Annotated in this window: 23 protein-coding genes; 12 read left to right on the plus strand and 11 right to left on the minus strand. The window is 30.5% G+C overall.

Annotated features, from left to right (window positions below; genetic code table 11):
• The first annotated feature begins 11 nt into the window (after window positions 1-11).
• The 3 genes from L1S47_RS11725 (at window position 12) to L1S47_RS11735 (ending at window position 3,337) form a co-directional block, all read left to right on the plus strand.
• Complete coding sequence (locus tag L1S47_RS11725) at window positions 12-1,106, plus strand: GerAB/ArcD/ProY family transporter (protein WP_238883727.1); 1,095 nt, start codon at window positions 12-14, stop codon at window positions 1,104-1,106.
• A complete protein-coding gene (locus L1S47_RS11730; RefSeq protein WP_238883728.1) occupies window positions 1,103-2,359 on the plus strand; it encodes a Ger(x)C family spore germination protein in 1,257 nt (418 codons plus the stop codon). Before L1S47_RS11725 ends, L1S47_RS11730 begins: the two co-directional genes overlap by 4 nt.
• 423 nt (window positions 2,360-2,782) lie before the next feature.
• The gene (locus L1S47_RS11735; protein ID WP_238883729.1) at window positions 2,783-3,337 is read left to right on the plus strand and encodes a hypothetical protein; all 555 of its coding nucleotides are present in this window, start codon (window positions 2,783-2,785) and stop codon (window positions 3,335-3,337) included.
• A gap of 56 nt (window positions 3,338-3,393) precedes the next feature.
• Here L1S47_RS11735 and L1S47_RS11740 read toward each other — a convergent pair whose 3' ends face one another.
• The 4 genes from L1S47_RS11740 to L1S47_RS11755 form a co-directional block, all read right to left on the minus strand.
• Complete coding sequence (locus L1S47_RS11740; protein WP_238883730.1) at window positions 3,394-5,262, minus strand: APC family permease; 1,869 nt, start codon at window positions 5,260-5,262, stop codon at window positions 3,394-3,396.
• Between the two features lie 230 nt (window positions 5,263-5,492).
• Window positions 5,493-7,370: an APC family permease gene (locus tag L1S47_RS11745; RefSeq protein ID WP_202765749.1), complete on the minus strand. Its 1,878-nt coding sequence runs from the start codon at window positions 7,368-7,370 to the stop codon at window positions 5,493-5,495.
• 160 nt (window positions 7,371-7,530) lie between these two features.
• Complete coding sequence (locus L1S47_RS11750) at window positions 7,531-7,842, minus strand: PTS sugar transporter subunit IIB (RefSeq protein ID WP_202765750.1); 312 nt, start codon at window positions 7,840-7,842, stop codon at window positions 7,531-7,533.
• 162 nt (window positions 7,843-8,004) lie between these two features.
• A complete protein-coding gene (locus L1S47_RS11755) occupies window positions 8,005-8,223 on the minus strand; it encodes a DUF1659 domain-containing protein (protein ID WP_238883731.1) in 219 nt (72 codons plus the stop codon).
• Window positions 8,224-8,370: 147 nt separating this feature from the next.
• Here L1S47_RS11755 and L1S47_RS11760 point away from each other — a divergent pair, with 147 nt between their 5' ends.
• From L1S47_RS11760 to L1S47_RS11770, 3 genes are all read left to right on the plus strand, one after another.
• The gene (locus tag L1S47_RS11760) at window positions 8,371-8,541 is read left to right on the plus strand and encodes a YvrJ family protein (protein WP_202765752.1); all 171 of its coding nucleotides are present in this window, start codon (window positions 8,371-8,373) and stop codon (window positions 8,539-8,541) included.
• A gap of 95 nt (window positions 8,542-8,636) precedes the next feature.
• Window positions 8,637-8,861 carry a DUF1659 domain-containing protein gene (locus L1S47_RS11765; RefSeq protein WP_202765753.1) on the plus strand — a complete coding sequence of 75 codons (225 nt, stop codon included), beginning with the start codon at window positions 8,637-8,639 and terminating at the stop codon, window positions 8,859-8,861.
• A 38-nt stretch (window positions 8,862-8,899) separates the two neighbouring features.
• Entirely contained in the window at window positions 8,900-9,115 is a 216-nt protein-coding gene (locus L1S47_RS11770; RefSeq protein ID WP_202765754.1) for a DUF2922 domain-containing protein, read from the plus strand.
• 108 nt (window positions 9,116-9,223) lie between these two features.
• On the opposite strand, the gene L1S47_RS11775 is transcribed toward L1S47_RS11770, so the two are convergent.
• Window positions 9,224-9,982: an NYN domain-containing protein gene (locus L1S47_RS11775; protein ID WP_202765755.1), complete on the minus strand. Its 759-nt coding sequence runs from the start codon at window positions 9,980-9,982 to the stop codon at window positions 9,224-9,226.
• Window positions 9,983-10,200: 218 nt separating this feature from the next.
• Here L1S47_RS11775 and L1S47_RS11780 point away from each other — a divergent pair, with 218 nt between their 5' ends.
• Complete coding sequence (locus L1S47_RS11780; RefSeq protein ID WP_238883732.1) at window positions 10,201-10,779, plus strand: hypothetical protein; 579 nt, start codon at window positions 10,201-10,203, stop codon at window positions 10,777-10,779.
• Between the two features lie 30 nt (window positions 10,780-10,809).
• Here the strand turns inward: L1S47_RS11780 and L1S47_RS11785 are convergent, their stop codons facing one another.
• The 3 genes from L1S47_RS11785 to yjeM form a co-directional block, all read right to left on the minus strand.
• Complete coding sequence (locus L1S47_RS11785; protein ID WP_238883733.1) at window positions 10,810-11,709, minus strand: AraC family transcriptional regulator; 900 nt, start codon at window positions 11,707-11,709, stop codon at window positions 10,810-10,812.
• 152 nt (window positions 11,710-11,861) lie between these two features.
• Window positions 11,862-12,668, minus strand: a complete 807-nt coding sequence (locus L1S47_RS11790) for a class I SAM-dependent methyltransferase (RefSeq protein ID WP_238883734.1) — start codon at window positions 12,666-12,668, stop codon at window positions 11,862-11,864.
• 78 nt (window positions 12,669-12,746) lie between these two features.
• The gene (yjeM, locus tag L1S47_RS11795; RefSeq protein WP_238883735.1) at window positions 12,747-14,237 is read right to left on the minus strand and encodes a glutamate/gamma-aminobutyrate family transporter YjeM; all 1,491 of its coding nucleotides are present in this window, start codon (window positions 14,235-14,237) and stop codon (window positions 12,747-12,749) included.
• Window positions 14,238-14,541: 304 nt separating this feature from the next.
• Here yjeM and L1S47_RS11800 point away from each other — a divergent pair, with 304 nt between their 5' ends.
• From L1S47_RS11800 to L1S47_RS11815, 4 genes are read left to right on the plus strand one after another with little or no spacing between them, the layout of a single operon-like run.
• Complete coding sequence (locus L1S47_RS11800; RefSeq protein ID WP_238883736.1) at window positions 14,542-14,955, plus strand: Rrf2 family transcriptional regulator; 414 nt, start codon at window positions 14,542-14,544, stop codon at window positions 14,953-14,955.
• 60 nt (window positions 14,956-15,015) lie between these two features.
• Window positions 15,016-16,902 carry an anaerobic carbon-monoxide dehydrogenase catalytic subunit gene (cooS, locus tag L1S47_RS11805; RefSeq protein ID WP_238883737.1) on the plus strand — a complete coding sequence of 629 codons (1,887 nt, stop codon included), beginning with the start codon at window positions 15,016-15,018 and terminating at the stop codon, window positions 16,900-16,902.
• A gap of 24 nt (window positions 16,903-16,926) precedes the next feature.
• Window positions 16,927-17,373 (plus strand): 4Fe-4S dicluster domain-containing protein, encoded by a 447-nt coding sequence (locus L1S47_RS11810; protein WP_275297835.1) that lies wholly within the window; start codon window positions 16,927-16,929, stop codon window positions 17,371-17,373.
• Window positions 17,374-17,375: 2 nt separating this feature from the next.
• Window positions 17,376-18,563, plus strand: a complete 1,188-nt coding sequence (locus tag L1S47_RS11815) for an NAD(P)/FAD-dependent oxidoreductase (protein WP_238883738.1) — start codon at window positions 17,376-17,378, stop codon at window positions 18,561-18,563.
• Window positions 18,564-18,615: 52 nt separating this feature from the next.
• Here the strand turns inward: L1S47_RS11815 and L1S47_RS11820 are convergent, their stop codons facing one another.
• The 3 genes from L1S47_RS11820 to L1S47_RS11830 form a co-directional block, all read right to left on the minus strand.
• The gene (locus L1S47_RS11820) at window positions 18,616-19,416 is read right to left on the minus strand and encodes an alpha/beta fold hydrolase (RefSeq protein WP_238883739.1); all 801 of its coding nucleotides are present in this window, start codon (window positions 19,414-19,416) and stop codon (window positions 18,616-18,618) included.
• Window positions 19,417-19,568: 152 nt separating this feature from the next.
• Window positions 19,569-19,835, minus strand: coding sequence for a CD3324 family protein (locus L1S47_RS11825; RefSeq protein WP_238883740.1), 267 nt, complete (start codon window positions 19,833-19,835; stop codon window positions 19,569-19,571).
• A gap of 249 nt (window positions 19,836-20,084) precedes the next feature.
• A complete protein-coding gene (locus L1S47_RS11830; RefSeq protein ID WP_238883741.1) occupies window positions 20,085-20,426 on the minus strand; it encodes a hypothetical protein in 342 nt (113 codons plus the stop codon).
• Window positions 20,427-20,621: 195 nt separating this feature from the next.
• Here L1S47_RS11830 and L1S47_RS11835 point away from each other — a divergent pair, with 195 nt between their 5' ends.
• Window positions 20,622-21,233 (plus strand): LysE family transporter, encoded by a 612-nt coding sequence (locus tag L1S47_RS11835; protein ID WP_238883742.1) that lies wholly within the window; start codon window positions 20,622-20,624, stop codon window positions 21,231-21,233.
• The last annotated feature ends 101 nt before the right edge of the window (window positions 21,234-21,334 follow it).

The following is a 21,334-nucleotide window of genomic DNA, read 5'->3' on the forward strand; positions in this document are numbered from 1 at the left end:
TGAAAAATTATATGTTTAAGAATTCTGATAGCAAAATAGGAACTAAAGAAACAATTACTTTAATCACTATTTTATTATTTACAAATACTTTTAATAATACTCCTTCCTTTATATTTAAAGATGCAAAGAATGCGGGGTGGGTAGTTCCTATTTTTTCGGCAGTAATCATTCTAATTCCAATACTTTGCACATTAAATCTATTAAAAAAATTTAAAGATAAAGGATTAATTGAGATAATTTATATACTTATAGGAAAATATGTTGGTTTTATTTTGATACTCCTCCTTATAGTATTAAATATTTTCTTTTTAATCGGAAACATAAGAGACAATTGTAGTACCATAAGTACTTTATTTTTCCCGAAAACTAGTACTGAAATTTTAGTTTTTACTCTAATTGGATCAAGTTGTTATTTAGGATCCTTAGGGCTAAAAGCAAGTGCAAGAACTGCTTTTCTTTTTCTTTTTTATTTTATAATAAATTTATTGTTAATTTTAATTTTTTCTAAACATCTTATAATCCCAGCTTTTTTATTTCCTTTAGCAGGTGGTGGAATAAAAAGCATTTTTAAAGCCTCACTTTTAAATGTACCTATATTTCAAGTTATTATATTGCTATCTATCTGTTTTCCTATGTTTAAAAATCATAAAAGCTTTAAAAAATCTAGTTTATTTTCATTATTAATATCCTGTATTCTTATAGCAGTTATATTTATAATTCTTCAAATGACATTTGATTACCCTGCAACAAGCATCATAGCACTTCCATTTTTTACTTTTGTAAGGCTAATTAATATCACAAGATTTTTAAGTAATTTAGAAGCACTACTATTTCTTCCTTCAGTAATAATATTAGTTTTATATTATTCTGTATATCTTTATCTAGTAACTGCAATGTTTACATATTTACTTAAACTAAAAAAAATTGAACCCTTTATTTTACCAGTTACCGCATTAATTACTTTACTATGTTTAATTCCAGAAAACTCCATAAAGATATCACTATTAATACACACGTATTTATTACCTATATTATCCACTTTTATTATTATACTTCCGATAACATTATCAATTATTGCGCAATGGAAAGGGGATTATAATAAATGAAAATAAAATCTATATCTATCTTTCTTCTATTTTTTATGACATTGTCTTCTATATCTGGTTGTGTGGATAGAACTGAATTAGAGGAACAAGCTTATGTATCTGCAATAGGTATAGATAAAGGAACGGAAGATAGATTAAGCATAACTTACCAAATTACAAATGTAAGACATGGGGCTAAAACCGAAACTGATACAGGTCCTAAAAATGAAACTATTACATTTGAAGCTCCTGATTTCATTTCAGCACGTCATCTTGCAAACACAGTTATATCAAGAAGAATAACACTAACTCATGCAAAAATTCTAATTATTGGAGAGGATTTTGCACGTGACCCTGACTTTTTTCACCAATTAGAAGCCGCACTTCGTGAAAACCAACTAAAAAGAGGTATGAATATACTTGTATCTAAAGAACCTGCTTCAGAATTTTTGCGTGCTAATGATCCTAAAGTTGAAAATAGAACCAGTAAATATTTCGATTTTATGTATGATAGGTGGAAGGATACTGGTTACGTTCCGGAATCTGACTTAAATAAATTCATGCAAAGAACAGAAGGAAAGTCTAGCTTATATTTAGCGGTATATCTTTCAGCTACAAAAAACACTCCAAAGCATATATATACATCCCCTGACACATTAGGTAATGAAGCTGATTATCTTCCAGGAGAAATTGATATTGAGGGCGGTAATCCGACTCAAATGATAGGTTCAGCTGTCTTTAAAGATGGTAAAATGATAGGGGTTTTAACTGGAAATGAAAACCGCATCAACGTGATATTAAGACCTTCTTTAAGTGTCAGGAGCATGATATTTACATTTGAAGATCCATTAGATAAAGAATATAAATTTACAGCAAGAATTTTGCAGTATAAAAAAAATAAATATCATTTTAATATTAAAGGTACTTATCCTGAAGTTGAAGTAACAATCCCATTAAAAGTAGAAATTCTTGCAATTCCAAGCTTTACAAAATATGTAGAAGACCTTGAGAAACAAGAAATACTAAAACATTCTATGGAAGATCAATTAAAAGTTGCTTCATATAAATTAGTAAGAAAAACTCAGCAAGAATTTAAAGGTGAGCCCTTCTTATGGGGATCTCAAGTTTTAAGGCCAAAATTCTTCACATATGAGGAATATAAGAATTACAATTGGTCTGATAAATATCCTAATGCCAAGGTAAATATTGATTATAAAATTGACATTTTAGGATTTGGTAAACAAATGAATCCTCCAGAAAAAGATAATAAATAATAAAGGATGATATATATGCACTTATTAATCATGATTTTATATATTTTTATATCATTATACACATTTAAACTTTCACTCAAGACATGGAACGAGGGAAATAAATTTGCCAGTGTCAACATCTTCATTTTAGCAGCTATACTTCCACCTCTTTGCATTTATGTTGAGTTCTTTTAATTAATATAGACAATTCTTATTCATATGTTTTACTTATACTGTATTTGTTTTTCTAATGAAGCATAAGTAATAATATACTCTCCCAAACAATATATTGAGAATGAAAGACCGTTAATTTTATGTCAAAACACTTAATAGAGGGTTTTAAGTTCAACTAGTAGTTTATTCATGTGTTTTAAAACACGAATAAATTAAGTTTCCTATAAAAAACCCTATACATAAATCAAATTAAATAAAGGGGAGATATTAATGAAAAAATTTTTAGGAATCGTTCTTACTTTAGGTATTGTTGCTTCACTTGTAGGTTGTGGAAATAAAACTGAAACCACAACTGCAGCTAAGGTAGACACAAGCAACATAAAGATGGGAAGAGTTGAGTATGCTGCCCATGGGACAAAATGTTTCACAGTTGCAGTAGTAGCTGTATCTGGAGATACTATAGTTGGTGCTTCTATTGATGACTACCAATTCATGGGAAAGGATGTTGCAAAAGGAGTTCCAAATTCTGATAAAGATTTTGGACTTCAAGGTTATAAAGATCCAAACATGGTTTTAGCTTCAAAAAAAGCTAATGCAAAATATTATAGTGATTTAATGAAAGAAGAAGCGAAGGCAACAAAACCACTTGATGAGTCTTATGCTGCTATTGAAAAATATGTAACTGGAAAAACTGTTGCTGATTTAGAAAAAACCTTAAAGGATAATGATGCCAAGAAAATGGTAGATGCAGTAAGTGGAGCTACTCTTCAAGATACAAAAGGATATGTTACTGCCCTAGTTGAAGCTGCAAAAACCGCTAAATAATAAATTTAAGGACTACAGTATATTGGCTAAATTCAAATATACTATAGTCCTATTTCTTAATTAATTTCTCTTTCGCATACATCCTCATCTGATAAATGATATGGGAATGTAGAAACTGCAATATTTTTATTTCTTAATAATGTTTCTCTAATAAAAAAGCTTGTATGATTATGTAAAACTTCTCCAAAACGTTCATGCGTAACAAACTCCGGAACAATTACTGTTATTCTTTCATTCTCAGCAGCCGCATCTACAATCTGTTCTATATTTTTTAATAGAGGTGTAACTACTGCCCTAAATGGGGAATATTTCGCTACTAGTAAAATATCTGTATCTAATTCACTCCATCTTTGTTTTAGTCTTTCCATAGCTTCTTTATCTGTAGAAATATTTATAGCGATAACATTATCACTTATACTCTGTGCATACTGTAATGCTCCAATCGTTGCTTTATTTAAGCTTGCAATTGGAACTATTATAATATGTGTATATTTCACCTTTAAATCAACTTTTTTCAAATTTAATTGACTTATACTTAAACGACAAGCAACTCTGTCATAGTGTGCTTTAATTTTTAATTGAACTAATATAATAATTGGAATTAGAATAGCAACAATAAAAGCTCCTTCACTGAACTTCTCTACTAGTATTATAATTGTTGTTAATAAGGTAACTAAAGCTCCAAATCCATTTATACAAGCACGTTTTATCCATCCCTCACTTTTTTCTTTTCTCCAATGATTTACCATACCATATTGGCCTAATGTAAATGATATAAATACACCAATAGCATACAATGGTATTAGTCTATGAGTATCAGCTTTAAAAATAATAACTAATAGGCAAGCTATAAAAGACAATGCACCAATTCCAAAAGAAAAACTTAGTCTTTTCCCTCTTATTGTAAATTGTCTAGGTGCAAAGCCATCCTTTCCAACTATGTACATTAGCATCGGAAATCCTGTGTAAGCAGTATTGCATGCCATAAGTAGAATTACTGCTGTACTAAATTGTATTACATAATACATAAATCCATTATGAAATATAGCTGAAGCTATTTGTGATACTACTGTAGGACCATTAGTAATTGGTACTGCAGTATAGAAAATTGTAAGTATAGAGGTACCGCCAAATATAAAGAATATCAATCCTGCAAGTAAAATCATTACTGTTTTTGCACTTTTTTGGCTTGGCTCCTTAAAGTTTGGAACAGAATTACTTACTGCCTCTACTCCTGTTAATGCCGAACATCCTGAAGAAAATGCTCTCAAGATAAGAAACAACGATAAATTTTCTGTTGCAGTACTTGGAATTGTGTACATTGGTTCTGGATGAATATTTAGTACAAAATATTTAAACAATCCATAAACGATCATAAAAACCATACTGAAAATGAAAATGTAAGTTGGTATTGCGAATATTTTTGATGATTCACTGATACCTCTTAAATTTAATATAGTTAAAACTATAATAATGCTAACAACAAATAATACCTTGTATTCTGATAGGCCACTAAATGCAGAAATTATAGCATCTGCACCTGCGCTTGCACTAACTGCAACTGTAAGTATGTAACTTATTATTAGACCTGCTCCAGCAGATAAACCAGCTTTAGTACCTATATTCTCTGTTGCAACCTTGTATGCTCCTCCCCCTTGAGGATACGCCCTAATAATTTGAATATATGAAATTGTTAATATGATTAACAATCCTATAATCATAAAGGATGTCCATGTCAACCACTGATAAGCTGTAGCTCCTAAAACAATTAATACAAAAAGAATTTCTTGAGCCGCATATGCTACTGAAGAAATAGCATCACTTGCCATAATTGCTAATCCAAAAGGAATGTTATACTTTTCACTACCTCCCTGTTCATTCGCTAAAGGTTCTCCTATCAGTAGATTCATAAATTTTTCAAGCATATTATTTTACCCCCGTTAGTATTGAATAATTTCTTTAAATTAAATGTTAACAACTTAAGTTTTACAAATTGTTCATTTATATCTGACAGCAAACATAGTCATAATTCTATCACATTTTTTTAAAAAAATATCTAAAAATTATCTTAATTTATTAAAATTTGATGAATATTGTAAAAAATAAGGACTATAAGTGAATTTTTTGCATAAATCCGCTTATAGTCCTATTATTTTTAATCATCTTCCAATTCACAAACATCTGCCTCAGATAAATGATATGGATATGTTGCAACCACTATATTATTCTTTCTAAGTAAGGTTTCTCTTAAAAAGAAACCTGTATGGTTATGTAAAAAACTTCCCCACCACTCATGGGTTTCAAATTCAGGCAAAATAACTGTGATTTTTTCATCTTCACCTGCTGCATTTGATATTTTATCTATATAATCTAAGATAGGTGTAACCACAGCTCTAAATGCAGAATACTTTGCTACTAATAATATATCTGTATCAAGTAATTCCCACTTATGCTTTAATTTTTCTAAATCCTCTCTACTAGTCGATATATTTAGTGCAATTACATTCGAACTAATACTTTGTGCATATTGAAGAGCCCCAATAGTAGCACTATTTAAACTTGCAAGTGGAACAACAACAATATGATTATACTTAACCCTTAAATTTGTATTTTTTAAAGATGCCTTTGTTACCCTTAACCTACAGGCAACCCTACTATAATGTCTATGTATCATAACCATAACATAAACTATCATAGGAACGAGTATTATGACTATCCAAGCACCATGAATAAATTTTTCGTATGCAATAATGCCAGTAGTTACTAGTGTAACAAATGCACCAAATCCATTTATAGATGCACGTATTCTCCATCTAGTTTCCTTACTTTTTCTCCAATAAATTACCATACCTGCTTGAGCTAAAGTAAATGACATAAAAACACCAACTGAATATAAAGGGATTAAGAGATGAGTCTCTGCATTAAATGCTATAACTAAGAAACATGCTACAAAAGCTAGCGCAACTATTCCCACTGTAAAGCTTAGTCTTTTACCTCTTATAGTAAACTGTCTTGGTGCATATCCATCTTTACCAACAACATACATCAACATCGGAAAACCTGTGAAAGCAGTATTGCATGCCATTAGCAAAATAATTGCTGTACTAAATTGAATAACATAGAACATAATTCCATTGTTAAAAACCCCATATGCAAGCTGAGCAATTACAGTTGGTCCTTCATGTAAAGGAAAAACCTGATAAAACCTTGCAAGAAAAGAACTTCCACCAAAAATAAATAATATTAACCCAGTTAATAATATCATTACAATCTTTGCATTCTTTTGGGCTGGTTGTTTGAAATTAGGTACTGAGTTACTTACGGCTTCTAATCCAGTAAGCGCAGAACATCCTGATGCAAAAGCCTTTAAAATCAAAAATACACTTACACTTCCTATGACATCCATTCTTTTAGGTATGTGAACCAATTGATTTGGCTCAATATGCAAAACTAAAAATTTAAATAATCCATATAAAATCATAAAAATCATACTAACAATGAAGATGTAAGTAGGTACACTGAAAATTTTTGAGGATTCACTGATACCCCTCAAATTTAAAATTGTTAAAATAATGATTAAGGTGATAACTATAAGAACTTTATATCTATTAAGTTCAGAAAAAGCTGAAGTTATTGCCGCCACACTTGCACTTGCACTTACTGCAACTGTAAGTACGTAATCTATCAGAAGTGCTGCTCCTGCTACAAGTCCAGACTTAACTCCTAAGTTTTCCTTTGCAACAATATAAGCTCCACCACCATGTGGGTAAGCTCTAATAATCTGTATGTATGATATTGTAAGTATTAAAAGTAGCCCTATTATCATTAAAGATGTCCATGTAAGCCAATTAAATGCGGCAACTCCTAAGACTGGCACCAAAACAAACAAAATTTCTTCTGCTGCATATGCTACAGATGAAACTGCATCGCTTGCCATAATCGCAAGTCCAAAAGGAACATTATATTTTTCATGCGCACCTTGTTCATTAGATAAAGGTTCACCTAGTAATATATCCATAAACTTATCTAGCATATGATTACCTCCAAATAATATCCTGCTAACATATTAAAATAATTTTTTCAAATAATCATTTATGTTATTTTAACCTAAATAAAAAAAAACATAAGCAAATGGAAATTTTAAAAAGAAAAAAACCTTTAGAATTAATTCTAAAGATTTTATATTAAAAATTTTATTTTTTTTGTACCAAAGCCAATGCTTGATCTATTAATTTATCTGCTCTCATTCTTCCGTAATCAAACATGTCCATAATAGCTACTGGAATTTCTTTATTAATACATACATTCTCTATTTGTTTAATCTTAAATCTAATCTGTGGACCAACCAAAACTACATCAATATTATCTAAATGCTTCTCAATTTGAAATTCTGAAAATGCATTAATCGAAATATCTAATTGCCTTTCTTTTGCGGCTTCTTTCATTCTAACTGCTAACATACTTGAAGACATTCCACCAGCGCAAACTAAAAGTATATTCACCATAAACCTCTTCCTCTCAAAACAACATATATAAATTTTATAGTTATAAAGAATAAATGTCAATGTTTACATATTTTTCTTATAACTACATTTTTTATTATTTTTATCCTTAAGTTCTACTGCTCTTTTTTCATAAATTTCCAGTTTAGTCATCCCCTAGCACTATTAACCAAGTATCTCAAATCTATTTTCTTTAAGAATGCTGTAAATCTGTGTATTTAAAAGTTCTCCAATTGCGTGACCAACAATACTTAAATCATCATCTGATGCGGTATCAGATATATTCAAAAAAGCTTGTCTTTTAAAAACGTCATGTCCTTCTTTATCTATGCCAGCCTTATATTTTATCACTAATGAAAGTGATGATAAAATTGCTTCAGCCATATATATCACCTCCTTTATATCAATTACATCATGAATATATGCTTCAATTATACTTATCTACATTTAAGGCAATTCCATCACATTGAAAATTTAAAAATCAAAACATTTTTTCATAACATATATATTTCATGAAGGAGGTGATTTTTTATGGAAGTAAATGAACTAATTAATTTAATAGGTAATGTTGGTTTTCCAGTTGCTATTTCTGCTTATTTATTAATTAGACTTGAGAAAAACATAATTGGCTTGACCTTATCTATTAATAAACTCAATACAATTATTTCAACAAAACTTGGAGTAGTTATTGAAAATGAGTAATAAGAATGCTTGTTTGAAAAATTTTCAACATTTTGGTAAATTTCACAATAAGGACATATATCCTTAATGTAGAGTTCAGAAAGGAGGTTATGTAAATGGCTATAAACAAAGTTATAAATTCCACCACTCTTAGTCTAGAAGTTCAAAGTGGAACAGATGCAGCTGGTGCACCTGTTTTCAGAAAAAAGAATTTCTCTGGAATTAAGCTAACTGCAGCACCAGAAAATGTTTTGGATGTTGCCCAAGCTATTAAAGGTATTTTAAACAATCCTACCAGAGATTTATTTTTAAACGAAACTTCTAAGCTATCAAACAACTAAATTCAACTTAAAATTTATTATGGAAAGTAGGTGAAATAATGGAATATGTACTTTCAATGACCTTCGTAACTTCAGGTGGAGATAAAGCTTCTTTTTCTATTACTGGAGTAAAAGAGTCAATAACTGAAGCAGAAGTCTCAGCATTAATGGATACAATAATTGCTAAAGATATATTTATTACTAAAAGTGGTTCTTATGTATCTAAATACGGCGCACAATTAACTGAAAAACAAGTCACAAAATTTGATCTTTAGTATATTATTACTATCTACATTTGAATATTAATAGTTAAAAAAGTGAAAGAGTTCAACTTATCAGTTGAACTCTTTCGTTTCATTATATTAATTGCAGAAAACACATAATTATTCTTTATTTCTAACATACTTTAAAGTTATACTAGGATTACTGGTTTTAATTGATCTTATTTCAAACTTATTTAATGATGCTACAAATGGAGTAAGCTTTGTATATCCATAGTTTCTACTATCAAAATCTGGATACCTCTTATTAAGGGTACTACCAAGTTCACCTAAAAATGCCCAACCATCTTCATCAGAAATTTCAGTAATTATAGTTTTAATAGCTTCTATTAGTTTTTCTCTACTTATGGTACCAACCTTATTCTCTTGATTCTTATGAACAGTCTTAACACTTTCTGTTTCTTCAATATTAGATGCCATAGATGCAAGCACCTCAAGATATTTAAACTTTTCACAGGCAGCAATAAATGGAGTTGGGGTTTTCTTCTCCCCCATACCAATTACATACATTCCAGCTTCTCTTAATCTTGACGCTAATCTTGTAAAATCACTATCACTTGAAACTATGCAAAACCCATCAACATTTTTTGAATATAATATATCCATTGCATCAATTATTAATGCCGCATCAGTTGAATTTTTTCCCGTTGTATAATTATATTGTTGAATTGGAGTTATGGAATAGTTCAATAGCACATTCTTCCAAGGTGCAAGCTGTGGCTTAGTCCAGTCTCCATATATTCTTTTATAAGTAGGTACTCCATGATTTGAAATTTCATCTATGATATATTTTATATATTTTTCTGACACATTATCTGCATCTATCAAAACAGCTATTCTCTTATCCTTATCTTTATCCATTATTTATCTCCTTCTTTCTTAAGCGATAACTTATCACTTAACTTATACCTATCTTTATTTATTCTACAAACTGACTAATATTTCCTTCATTCTATCATTCCTTTTTGAATGTAATCCTTATTATAAATGATATTATACTATAATATCATGACTTAACTTCTACTTAATTATATCTTAACATTAAGATGTTATTATTAAAATAAAAGGAGGTGCAACGAATGGTTAATTTAAATATTTGCATTGATATCGATGGTACAATAACAGATGCTTATTATTGGCTTGATTTTTGTAATGAATACTTTAATACTAATATAACGAAAGAACAAGTAACTGAATATGCTATTCATAATGTGCTAGGCATTGAGGAAGAATCATACAACAAATTTTATAATAAAAATAAGTTTATACTCCATGAGGATCAGCCCTTAAGAGAAAATGTTCAAGAAATATTAGCTAAATTATCTGAAGATAATAGTATATATTTTGTTACTGCAAGAGATAAAAGTCTTAGTATGCTTACACACAGATACTTAAGAAAGAATAATATTCACTATAATGATTTATTTGTTTTAGGTAGCCACTATAAGGTAGATAAAGCAAAAGATTTAAATTGTGATATATTTATAGAAGATAATTATGAAAATGCTATTCAGCTATCAACTGCTGGCTTCAAAGTTCTGCTGCTTAATACAAACTACAATAGACATACTTTAAATGAAAATATCACAAGAGTTCATAACTGGAATGAAATATATGAAATAATAGAAAAACTGTTATTACAAAGTAAGGCTATGTAATAACAGTTTTTTATGTGCATGTGTAGTCCTCTATTTCTTTATAATTGGTATCCACACTTCTGAGAAAAATCTATCATCGTCTGCTGTATAGTATAATTCCATTTCTGGCCCTTCAGCATGCTCGTAACCTGAGCTTGGGAACCATTCTTGGAATATACGTCTCCATAATTCTTGAATCTTATCTGTAACTTCTGATTCATAGTGCTCCTCTGTTCTAAATACTACCCATGTAAAAGGATCAACTGAAACTGAGGTATATTCTTCTGGAACTTTAAGTTCATCTTCAAAATCAACAACACCTATCATATATGGCATAGTATCTTTTCCTGTATCTCTATATCCCATAATTCCATTAGCATCACAAAGTTTAAATTCACTTTCAGTCTCAACTTTTTGTTGTACCTCACTTAATTTGTCTAGAATACCAGCCTCATAACATTCTTCCCAAAACTTAGGTATCCTAATTAAGTTGTTACCATTTGTTAAGTCAATAACCTCTTCTACTCCAAAAACCTTAAATGAACCTTTTTCTACGATTTTATAATTCATCTCTGCATCTCCTTTTATTGAAATATGAAAGGATAATGGTGGATAAGCTTTTAAAAGTGTTCCCATTTCTCTGGCTATAGTTGGTGAAACCCCATGCATTTTATTAAATGCTCTAGTAAATGCCTCAGGAGATTCATAGCCATACTTTAGCGCAAGATCTATTACCTTAATACTGCTATTTTGCAGTTCTAATGCTGCTAAAGTAAGTCTTCTTCTCCTAATGTACTCAGCCAAAGGTACATCTGTTATAAAAGAAAACATCCTTTGAAAATGATAATTTGAACAGCAAGCTATCTTAGCAACTTTGCTATAATCAATTTCCTGAGTTAAGTTATCCTCAATGTAATTTATAGCTCCGTTCATTCTCTTAAGCCAATCCATTCACCCACTCCCCTTCATTTACAATTATAGCCAGAAAGTATTAATAATACCTTGCATATTATGCACCAATTTGCAAGGGTACTATACTTTGTTAGAATCTTTATTATTGAATAAGGTCCTAATTTTTGATATTATTCCATGTAAAAATATACTTATTTAATACCTAATCTCATACGATAACAAAATTCCACCTCAAATTCATCATTTCCATAAACATCAAAAATCTTCATTTTAAATGAATCTATATAAGGATTAATTTCATTTATCCCTGCTTTGATAATAGCTTGTAACCCTCCTTGACTTAAAGCCATCTCAATAACTCTTTGAGCATTACAAATTTCAGTATTTGAGAAAACTATTTCTCTTGCATATTGAAAATGCCCACTTTTTTTTATATTTGAAAGATGCTTATCTTTATCCCATCTAATAGATTTATCTTTAATAGCAGGATGTCTAGATTCTATTTCATGCACTTTTTCAAAGAGTTTGGTATATTCAAGTTCTATCTCTAATTTATATATTGGTGGCCAATCACAATCATAAACTGCAAAAATTCCACCCTTCTTTAATATTCTTTGTACTTCATTTAAAGTAGTCTCAGGATTCATCCAATGAAAGGATTGTGAACATGTTATAATATCTGCTGAATTATCTTCTAGTCCAGTTTTATCTGAAAATGCAGAAATGAATGTAATATTTTCTAAGTCAGAAGCTTTCTCTTTTGCTATTTCAATCATATCTTTGCTTGGTTCTATTCCAATAACCTTATTACTTATTTTACTCCAAACCATTGATGAAAGTCCTGTGCCACAGCCCAAATCCACCACAAGCAATGGCTTTTTCCTTAAATATTTCAGTATAATTTGTGTAACTTTTTCAGGGCATCTCGGTCTTGCACTATCATATATATCGGCAAATCCAGAAAACCTATCTGCATTAATTTGTAAATTCTCTTTCATTATATTTCATCCCTTTCTATTTTTATTATAGCACAAAGGGACATTTTGTTTGCTTCACAAACAAAATGTCCCTTTACCTTATTTTATTTTCTTCTCATATCTGCTATACATTATAAATGCCACAAATGAGAAGAATATTGGTCCTATAATCATCCACAAAGTTGATTTAAAATCTGGCTTGTCCTGTAATATAGGATCAATTATTGTAAATAGGTTTGCAAAAAATACTGTAATTGTAACTATTACTGCTGCAATTACTCCACTTCTATAACTTTTGAATATTACGAATGGTTTTTCTATTTCTGTCTTCTTTTTAAATCCAATGAACGCTATTGCTATAAACAAATATGGCAGCGTCATTGCAACGTTAGTCATAAGTACTATATATGAGAAAAACTGTGATACTCCATCTCCACCAAATGCTGTAAGCATTACAAATGCACATACTAACCCACATTGCATCCACATAGCATTTCTTGGAATTCCATCATCATCTATTTTACTAATGGCTTCTGGCCATAGCTTTTTCGGTGTTCCTTCTATTATTTGCTTAATAGGAGAATATATTAATGTAAAATATGAGCCTGTATATGCTAAAAACATTGATAACCCTACTACTCTAGCAAAAAATGCTCCCATGCTAACTGCTGTTGCCTGTCCTAATCCAAAACTAGTACCTATTGTATAACCTAAATTATTCATTATTATATAAGTTATATTAGCAAGGTTAATACCCTTAGTTGCACTTAAATCATTCCAATTTAAGAACATACCACACATAAATATACCTAATGAGTATCCAACAGCAATTATTGTTGCAGATATAATCATTCCTTTTGGGAATGTTTTTTCTGGTTTTTCAGTTTCATCAACTAGTCCACCAACTGCTTCGATACCGCCGTATGCAAATATTGCAAATACCAAAAATGATAATATATTTATTAATGAATTACTATTTGGATTAGGTGAGTTAATAAATGTTCTTACTGATGTAATTGGTTCAGCAAGTTTTCCACCATGTAATGCAAAAACTAAAATTGCTCCAATTAGTAATACAACATTAAGTAATGCAATTGCTGTTCCACCTACTGACGTTACCTTGCTTACACTCTTTAACCCCTTAGACGCAATAAACGTAACTAAAATAACAAATAATATTGCTAGTATTCCAAGTATTTGCGTTGATGTTAAACCTAAAAATGAAAGTTCATCAGTGATATCCCTACCAAAGACTAGATTTGAAAGAGGTATCCATATCTCCGTTGCAACACTTACCATCCAAATTACATAGGATGAATACCACATAAAGGTTCCTATAAACGCAAACTTACCTCCAACGGACTTCTCCATCCAAGAATATATTCCGCCCTTTTCTTTTCTAAATGCGGTTCCATACTCTGCCATCATAAATGCATAAAGAATGAAAAAGGTTAATCCTGATAATATATACCACGGAATTGCCGCGTATCCCATCTTATAAAAAGCTTTTGAAATATTATTGAATCCAAAAACTGATGTAAAAACCATTAATACTAATGGTACTAATGTTAATTTTTTCTTATTTTCCATTTTGAACTCCCCTATTGATGATATTTTTCCACATAAGTAGAGATTATAAAATAAAAGCAAACCATTTTCAAATACATTAAAAATCATTTTATCAATAGAATGGTTTAATATATCGAATTTAGCAAAGTAACTATCTGTTTTTTAATATATCATTAATTACATTTCGAAATTGATTCATATTATTTAAAATGCAAAAAATACTCCTTCCAAAAATAGCAAAAACTTTTTTCCCATCTCTTGACAAAAATATCTCAAAGTATTACATTAATACTATACCAAATCAGTATACATTAGGAGAGATTATATGAAAATAACACAAGAGGCAGATTATGGATTACGTGTAGTACTCTATTTATCAAAATTAGAGCAAGGGGCTAAAGTTGACGCAGCTACTATATCAGAGCATGAAGGCTTGCCATTAAGATTTTTACTTAAACTTTTAAGGAAACTTATTGCCAGTGGAATTATAAAGTCCTTTCGTGGTGTTAATGGTGGTTATTCTCTTAACAAACTTCCTGAAGAAATCACACTTAAGGATGTTATAGAATCAATAAATGGTCCTATTTACGTAAATCGTTGCATGATTGATCCTTCCTACTGTAATGCTCATAAAGGTAATCGCTGTGAAATCCATAGAGCTTTAGGAGGTATACAGGAAAGCCTCGTATCTAAGCTTCAAGGAGTTAATTTTAAAGATTTAAAAGAGGGGAAATACTAATCCCCATTTTTTATAATTAATACTATACCATTTTGGTATACTTTCAAGGAGGAGTTTTAAATGAATACTTGTGGAAACTGTACAACATGCTCAAGTGCTGATAAAGTTCTTGAGAATTTTATTGCAAAGGTCGATGTTGAAACCTCTCATCATAGAGTGGAAACTCAAAGCATTAAGTGTGGCTTTGGTCAGCAAGGTGTTTGTTGCCGTCTTTGTTCAAATGGACCATGCCGTATAACTCCAAAATCACCTCGTGGAGTATGTGGAGCTAATGCTGATACAATTGTTGCCCGCAATTTTTTGAGAGCAGTAGCTGCTGGAGCTGGATGTTATCTTCATATTGTTGAATCAACTGCACTTAACTTAAAGAAAACAGGAGAAAACAATGGAACTATTAAAGGTGTAAATGCCCTAAATCACCTTGCAGAACTTTTTGATATAAAAGAAGATGATATGCATAAGAAAGCCATCTTAGTATCTGAAGCTGTTTTAAAAGATTTATATAAACCAAGATATGAAAAAATGGAGTTAACAGAAAAAATGGCTTATGCTCCAAGATTTAAAAAATGGCAAGAACTTAATATACTTCCTGGCGGTGCTAAATCCGAAGTTTTTGATGCTGTAGTAAAAACATCTACAAATCTAAACAGTGACCCCGTTGATATGCTACTTAACTGTTTAAATCTTGGAATATCCACTGGTCTCTATGGACTTACTTTAACAAATCTACTTAATGACGTTATGCTTGGAGAACCAGTTATTCGTCCTGCAAAGGTTGGATTTAAAGTTGTAGATTCAGATTATATAAACATAATGATAACTGGACACCAACATTCAATATTTGCCCACATGCAAGATAGACTTTTAGATGAGGACATTGTAGCAAAAGCTAACGCTATTGGCGCTAAAGGCTTTAAACTTGTAGGATGTACTTGTGTAGGACAAGACTTACAACTTAGAGGTGAACATTACAAAGATGTTTTCTCTGGCCATGCAGGAAATAATTTCACAAGTGAAGCTCTTATTACAACAGGCGGTATAGATATAATTCTATCAGAATTTAACTGTACATTGCCTGGTATAGAGCCAATTGCTGATGAATTCCAAGTTAAAATGATTTGTCTTGATGATGTTGCCAAAAAAGCGAATGCAGATTATATAAACTATAGCTATGAGGAAAGAGAAGAAATAACCTTAAAAATAATTGAAGAAGCTGTTAAAAGCTATTCAGATAGAAGAAAAAATGTTGGTATAAATATACCAATGGATCATGGTTTTGATGATGTAATCACTGGAGTTAGTGAAAATTCACTTAGAGAATTCCTAGGTGGCACTTGGAAGCCTCTTGTTGATTTAATAGCTAGTGGGAAAATCAAAGGGGTTGCTGGTGTTGTTGGTTGTTCAAATCTTACTGCTAAAGGACATGATGTATTTACAGTTGAACTTACAAAAGAACTTATTAAAAGAGATATCATAGTTTTATCTGCCGGTTGCTCAAGTGGTGGTTTAGAAAACGTTGGCTTAATGTCACCTTCTGCTGCCTCCCTTGCTGGTGATAACTTAAAAGCTGTTTGTGAAAGCTTGGGAATTCCTCCAGTTTTAAACTTCGGTCCATGCTTAGCTATAGGTAGACTTGAAATAGTTGCATCTGAGCTTGCCAAATACTTAGGAATAGATATTCCGGAACTTCCATTAGTTTTATCTGCACCTCAATGGCTAGAAGAACAAGCTCTTGCTGATGGGGCATTTGGACTTGCTTTAGGGCTTCCCCTACATCTTGCGATTCCACCTTTTATAACTGGAAGTAAGGTTGTTACTAAGGTTTTAACTGAAGACTTAAAAGATATTACAGGTGGACAGCTTATTCTTGAAGATGATGTAATTAAAGCAGCGGATCGTCTTGAAGAGATTATTCTTAATAGAAGAAATAGTCTAGGCTTAGCCTAATTAAATTTTAGGAGGATAATGCTTATGAATAGGATAGTAATAGATAAAGCTATATGCCAAGGGTGTTTAAATTGCACCCTTGCCTGTATGGCTGAACACAATGATAATGGGACTTCAATTTTCAGCTTAGATCTTGAAGATACAAAAAATGAAAGCAGAAGTTATATAACCTTGGATTCTAATGGTAAAGCATCTCCTATTTTTTGCAGACATTGTGATGAACCTGAATGTGTCAATGCTTGCATGAGTGGAGCTATGACTAAAGACTCAATAACTGGTGTTGTATCCTATAATAAAGACAAATGTGCATCATGCTTTATGTGTGTAATGTCATGTCCATATGGAGTTCTTAAAGCTGACGATAATACAAAAAAAGTTATTTTAAAATGTGATTTATGTAATGGAAGATCAGTTCCTAGATGTGTTGAGAATTGTCCAACTGGAGCTATTTCCTTAAGTAAGGAGGCATGAAAATGAGATATGTAATTATAGGGGCTAGTGCTGCTGGTATAAATGCTGCTAAAACTCTAAGAGAAACAGACTCAGAATGTGAAATAGTATTAATCTCCAAAGATGAAAATGTATATTCTAGATGTATGCTTCATTTGTATATAAGTGGTGAAAGAAACTTAAATTCTCTTTCCTTTATTGAAAATGATTTCTTTGATAAAAATAAAATAATTTGGCTTAAAGGATTAAGTGTTATGCAAATAAACGACACATTAAAATCTTTAGAATTAAGTAATAATGAAACTTTAAGCTATGACAAACTTCTAATTGCTTCTGGTGCTTCAGCTTTTATTCCTCCAGTTAAAAATCTAAGAGAAGCTACAAATGTATTTCCATTGAGAAATATAGAAGATGCTATCTCTATAGCAAAGAGATATAAATATGGAGATAATGTAGTTATAATAGGTGGAGGACTTGTTGGCATTGATGCGGCTGTTGGATTAATTCACAAAAGTGCTAGTATTCATTTAGTTGAAATGGCTGATAGAATCTTACCTCTTCAATTAGATAAAACTGCTTCCTCAAAATACGAAAACCTTCTTATTAAAAATAATGTTAAGTTATATCTTAATTCTTCAGCAAAAGAAGTTATTTTAAATGAAAAAGGGGAAGCTGCTGCATTAGCCTTAAGTGATGGCTCTGAAATTTCATGTGATTTAATTATTGTTGCAGCTGGAGTTAGACCTAATATAGATTTTATAAAAGATACTAAGATTAAGACAGATAGAGGTATTTTAATAGATAATACTTGCAAAACAAATATAAAAGACATATTTTCTGCTGGTGATGTGACTGCCCTATCCCCAATATGGCCAGTTGCAGCCAGACAAGGTAAATGTGCTGCACTTAATATGTTAGGTAAAGAAGCAACTTGTGATGACAATTTTGCATACCTAAATTCAATGAAATTCTTAGGTCTTGAGTCAGTTTCAATTGGAACAATTGAAGCTCCAGATAGCACTTACACTACTGAGATTTGTGAAACAAAAAATGTATACAAAAAAATTATTCATAAGGATGGAATAATTTATGGTGCTTTGCTTCAAGGAGATATATCTTACTGTGGGATTTTAACTAATCTAATAAAAAATAAGACTAACATTTCTCACATAAACAAAAGTATATTTAAATTAAACTCAGCTGATTTCTAAAATTAAAAGGTTATGTTTGATTAATAATGCAAACATAACCTTCTTATTACTCTTAAAGCCATTTTTTAACTAGTGCATTGAAAAGTTCTTCTTGTTCTATTTGCAGGTTATGTCCTGCTTTATCTAAAACTGCAAAGGTTGCCCTTGGGTAATTATCAAGGACGTTCCAGGCATCTTTATATCCTACACAATCATCTTGCTTACCTAGAAGAATAAGAGTTGGTTTATTATATTTTTTATCTAGCTTATCAACTGCAAAAGTGAAACTATATCCAGTTTTTATAAACTTCTCTATAAATTCCTCATTAGCCAATTCTACACCACTTATAATTTCTTTCTTATATCTTTCATAAATTCTTTCACTTTGAACAACTGTGCTATCATTGAAAGAACTAGCTTCTTCAGTAGTTAATTTAGATAAAACTTGTTCATCCTTAACTAAAACAATATGTTCCGAAACATTTCTATCGCTATACTTAGGTAATATTACTGGGCATATTAATAAAACCCCTTCAATTCTATCAGCCATTTTATATACTAACCCTCTTGTAATATATCCTCCGTAGGATTCACCTGCAACTAAGAAATTTTCATTAGGAATTATTTTATTAATAAACTCCATTACAATCTCTAGCATAATATCAGAATTAATTATCCACTCTGCACACTGGGATTTCCCCATACCAGGCAAATCTAAATATATCCTTTTATAATTTTCTTTCTCACTAAAAATAGGTTCCATACATCCAGTCATTATCCTATGATCTACACCATAACCATGTATCATAAGTATGGGTTTTCCCTCACCAATTATTTCATAATTTAAAGTTAAATCTTTTACTACACACTCCATACCGCTACTCCTTTTATACATATTACTTTTCTAAGTTAATTATAATATTCTTATACGTGAACATAATAGTTAATAAACATTTCTATACTATTCTTTACTTAAGAAAAGCTACTACCTTTTAAGTCTATAAAATGTAGTAGCTTTTGTAATATTTATTTTTTAGAATAAATAATTTTCTTTATACTCTCAACAGATAGAAAAAACTCTTCAGCTAACTCTTTAATTTTATAGCCGCTTCTATACTTCATAAAAATTTCTTCATTTCTACATTGTATATAAGCTCTAGTACCTGAGTTTTCTCCCCATCTTTTTCTTTTCTCTGCTTCAGATGGTATATAAATATATCCACTTTGAACATATTTTTGGATTTCCTTAACTAAATCCACCGGTAAAATTGTTTCTGCCTTAATATATCTCACAAAGCTCAGCTCCTTAAATTTATACTTAAAATTTAAGAGGCAAAGCCTGTACATAAATGACTATTATTATGCGACTAATATTTAATTCTACGCTCTCTATGCAAATTGTCGCCATCTGTCATACCTACAGACTTTGCACAGAGCAATAATGTATTCTGTCTTTCTAAAAGTTGTGATCTCATATTCTCTCCCCCCCATTATCTTTTATAAATAATAACAAAAATTATAGTTGTATTCAATGAAATACTCTCATGATTTATAGGTTTTATATGCCTTGTAATCTATATATCCTCGTTTTTTACTTTCAATCATAAGCAATAAGTTTATAAAATGAAATGGTACTAATGCAACAATAAAGAATATATCATTTGGAGCAAAAATGCTTATTAATACCCCACATGCTACAAATACTAGAGCGTTAAATATTGAAAAACTTAATTGTAATTTAAAATATTCACTTGGCTTTATAATCTTCATTTCATTTCGTTTGACATATCCCTTGAAGTAGTAATTAATCTTACTCTTATTTAATAATGAATATAATAAGTATATTAACCCTAAACCTATCAATATCATCCCGAGCCAATTCAATTTAACACACCCCTTCAGATTATTAAGCACTTACTAATCTTAAATTCCCTATTTACTAATTATAACATTCCATGCAATTAGTGTATACTAAAAAGGACTCCTGTGTTCTATTTAGTAAAGAAATTGACTTAATCCACCCTCATTATTATAATATGAAAAGACATTTCAATATATTGTTTTTAGGAGAATACCTACATGTTTAAATATTTGCTTCAAGGATTTTTATTTGGGATTGCCTATGTGGCACCTATTGGTACACAAAACTTATATGTAATTAATACTGCCACTATAAAAAGTGGGCTAGAGACCTATAAAGTTGCACTTATAACGATTTTCTTTGATATAACCTTAGCTATTTCATGTTTCTTTGGATTTGGTTTTCTTATTGACAAGTTTTCAATATTAAAAGGATTGTTACTTTTATCTGGGTGCATACTTGTAGCTTATATTGGCGTAGGATTAATACGTTCCTCGGTTCAAATTTCTGATGAGAAAAAAGTGGACAACTCTCTTTTTAAAATCATTTTATCTTGTTTTGCAGTTACTTGGTTAAATCCTCAAGCAATAATAGATGGATCATTACTTCTAGGTGGATTTCGTGCCTCTATGCCAATTGATATGTCTCAATACTTTATAATTGGAGTTTGTTTTGCTTCATTTATTTGGTTTAATGCTCTTGCAACTTTCGTAACAATATTTCGTAGCAAATTAACTAATATTATCAAATGGATTAATATAGGTTGCGGAACAATATTGATTATTTACGGTATAAAATTGGGATATTCCTTTATTCAACTATATCTTTAAATAGAAAAAGATTTTTTATTAAGGCTATGTTAAAGAATAGTGTTGATAATAAATCTTTTTTAAAGGAACTCACCAAAGAGTTCCTTTAAATTGTATTTAAA

Origin of the sequence: Clostridium sp. YIM B02551, from assembly GCF_022324735.1 — a bacterium.
Classification (GTDB): Bacteria; Bacillota; Clostridia; order Clostridiales; family Clostridiaceae; genus Clostridium_T; species Clostridium_T paridis.

Bases quoted from the DNA above. Each gene is read 5' to 3' on its own strand.
- L1S47_RS11745 (WP_202765749.1), bottom strand. From the start codon at position 7,370: ATGCTAGATAAGTTTATGGATATATTACTAGGTGAACCTTTATCTAAT.
- L1S47_RS11740 (WP_238883730.1), bottom strand. From the start codon at position 5,262: ATGCTTGAAAAATTTATGAATCTACTGATAGGAGAACCTTTAGCGAAT.
- L1S47_RS11780 (WP_238883732.1), top strand. From the start codon at position 10,201: ATGGTTAATTTAAATATTTGCATTGATATCGATGGTACAATAACAGAT.
- L1S47_RS11755 (WP_238883731.1), bottom strand. From the start codon at position 8,223: ATGGCTGAAGCAATTTTATCATCACTTTCATTAGTGATAAAATATAAG.
- L1S47_RS11770 (WP_202765754.1), top strand. From the start codon at position 8,900: ATGGAATATGTACTTTCAATGACCTTCGTAACTTCAGGTGGAGATAAA.
- L1S47_RS11725 (WP_238883727.1), top strand. From the start codon at position 12: ATGTTTAAGAATTCTGATAGCAAAATAGGAACTAAAGAAACAATTACT.
- cooS (WP_238883737.1), top strand. From the start codon at position 15,016: ATGAATACTTGTGGAAACTGTACAACATGCTCAAGTGCTGATAAAGTT.
- L1S47_RS11765 (WP_202765753.1), top strand. From the start codon at position 8,637: ATGGCTATAAACAAAGTTATAAATTCCACCACTCTTAGTCTAGAAGTT.
- L1S47_RS11775 (WP_202765755.1), bottom strand. From the start codon at position 9,982: ATGGATAAAGATAAGGATAAGAGAATAGCTGTTTTGATAGATGCAGAT.
- L1S47_RS11730 (WP_238883728.1), top strand. From the start codon at position 1,103: ATGAAAATAAAATCTATATCTATCTTTCTTCTATTTTTTATGACATTG.
- L1S47_RS11735 (WP_238883729.1), top strand. From the start codon at position 2,783: ATGAAAAAATTTTTAGGAATCGTTCTTACTTTAGGTATTGTTGCTTCA.
- L1S47_RS11810 (WP_275297835.1), top strand. From the start codon at position 16,927: ATGAATAGGATAGTAATAGATAAAGCTATATGCCAAGGGTGTTTAAAT.
- L1S47_RS11835 (WP_238883742.1), top strand. From the start codon at position 20,622: ATGTTTAAATATTTGCTTCAAGGATTTTTATTTGGGATTGCCTATGTG.
- L1S47_RS11815 (WP_238883738.1), top strand. From the start codon at position 17,376: ATGAGATATGTAATTATAGGGGCTAGTGCTGCTGGTATAAATGCTGCT.
- L1S47_RS11760 (WP_202765752.1), top strand. From the start codon at position 8,371: ATGGAAGTAAATGAACTAATTAATTTAATAGGTAATGTTGGTTTTCCA.
- L1S47_RS11790 (WP_238883734.1), bottom strand. From the start codon at position 12,668: ATGAAAGAGAATTTACAAATTAATGCAGATAGGTTTTCTGGATTTGCC.
- L1S47_RS11785 (WP_238883733.1), bottom strand. From the start codon at position 11,709: ATGGATTGGCTTAAGAGAATGAACGGAGCTATAAATTACATTGAGGAT.
- L1S47_RS11800 (WP_238883736.1), top strand. From the start codon at position 14,542: ATGAAAATAACACAAGAGGCAGATTATGGATTACGTGTAGTACTCTAT.
- yjeM (WP_238883735.1), bottom strand. From the start codon at position 14,237: ATGGAAAATAAGAAAAAATTAACATTAGTACCATTAGTATTAATGGTT.
- L1S47_RS11750 (WP_202765750.1), bottom strand. From the start codon at position 7,842: ATGGTGAATATACTTTTAGTTTGCGCTGGTGGAATGTCTTCAAGTATG.
- L1S47_RS11820 (WP_238883739.1), bottom strand. From the start codon at position 19,416: ATGGAGTGTGTAGTAAAAGATTTAACTTTAAATTATGAAATAATTGGT.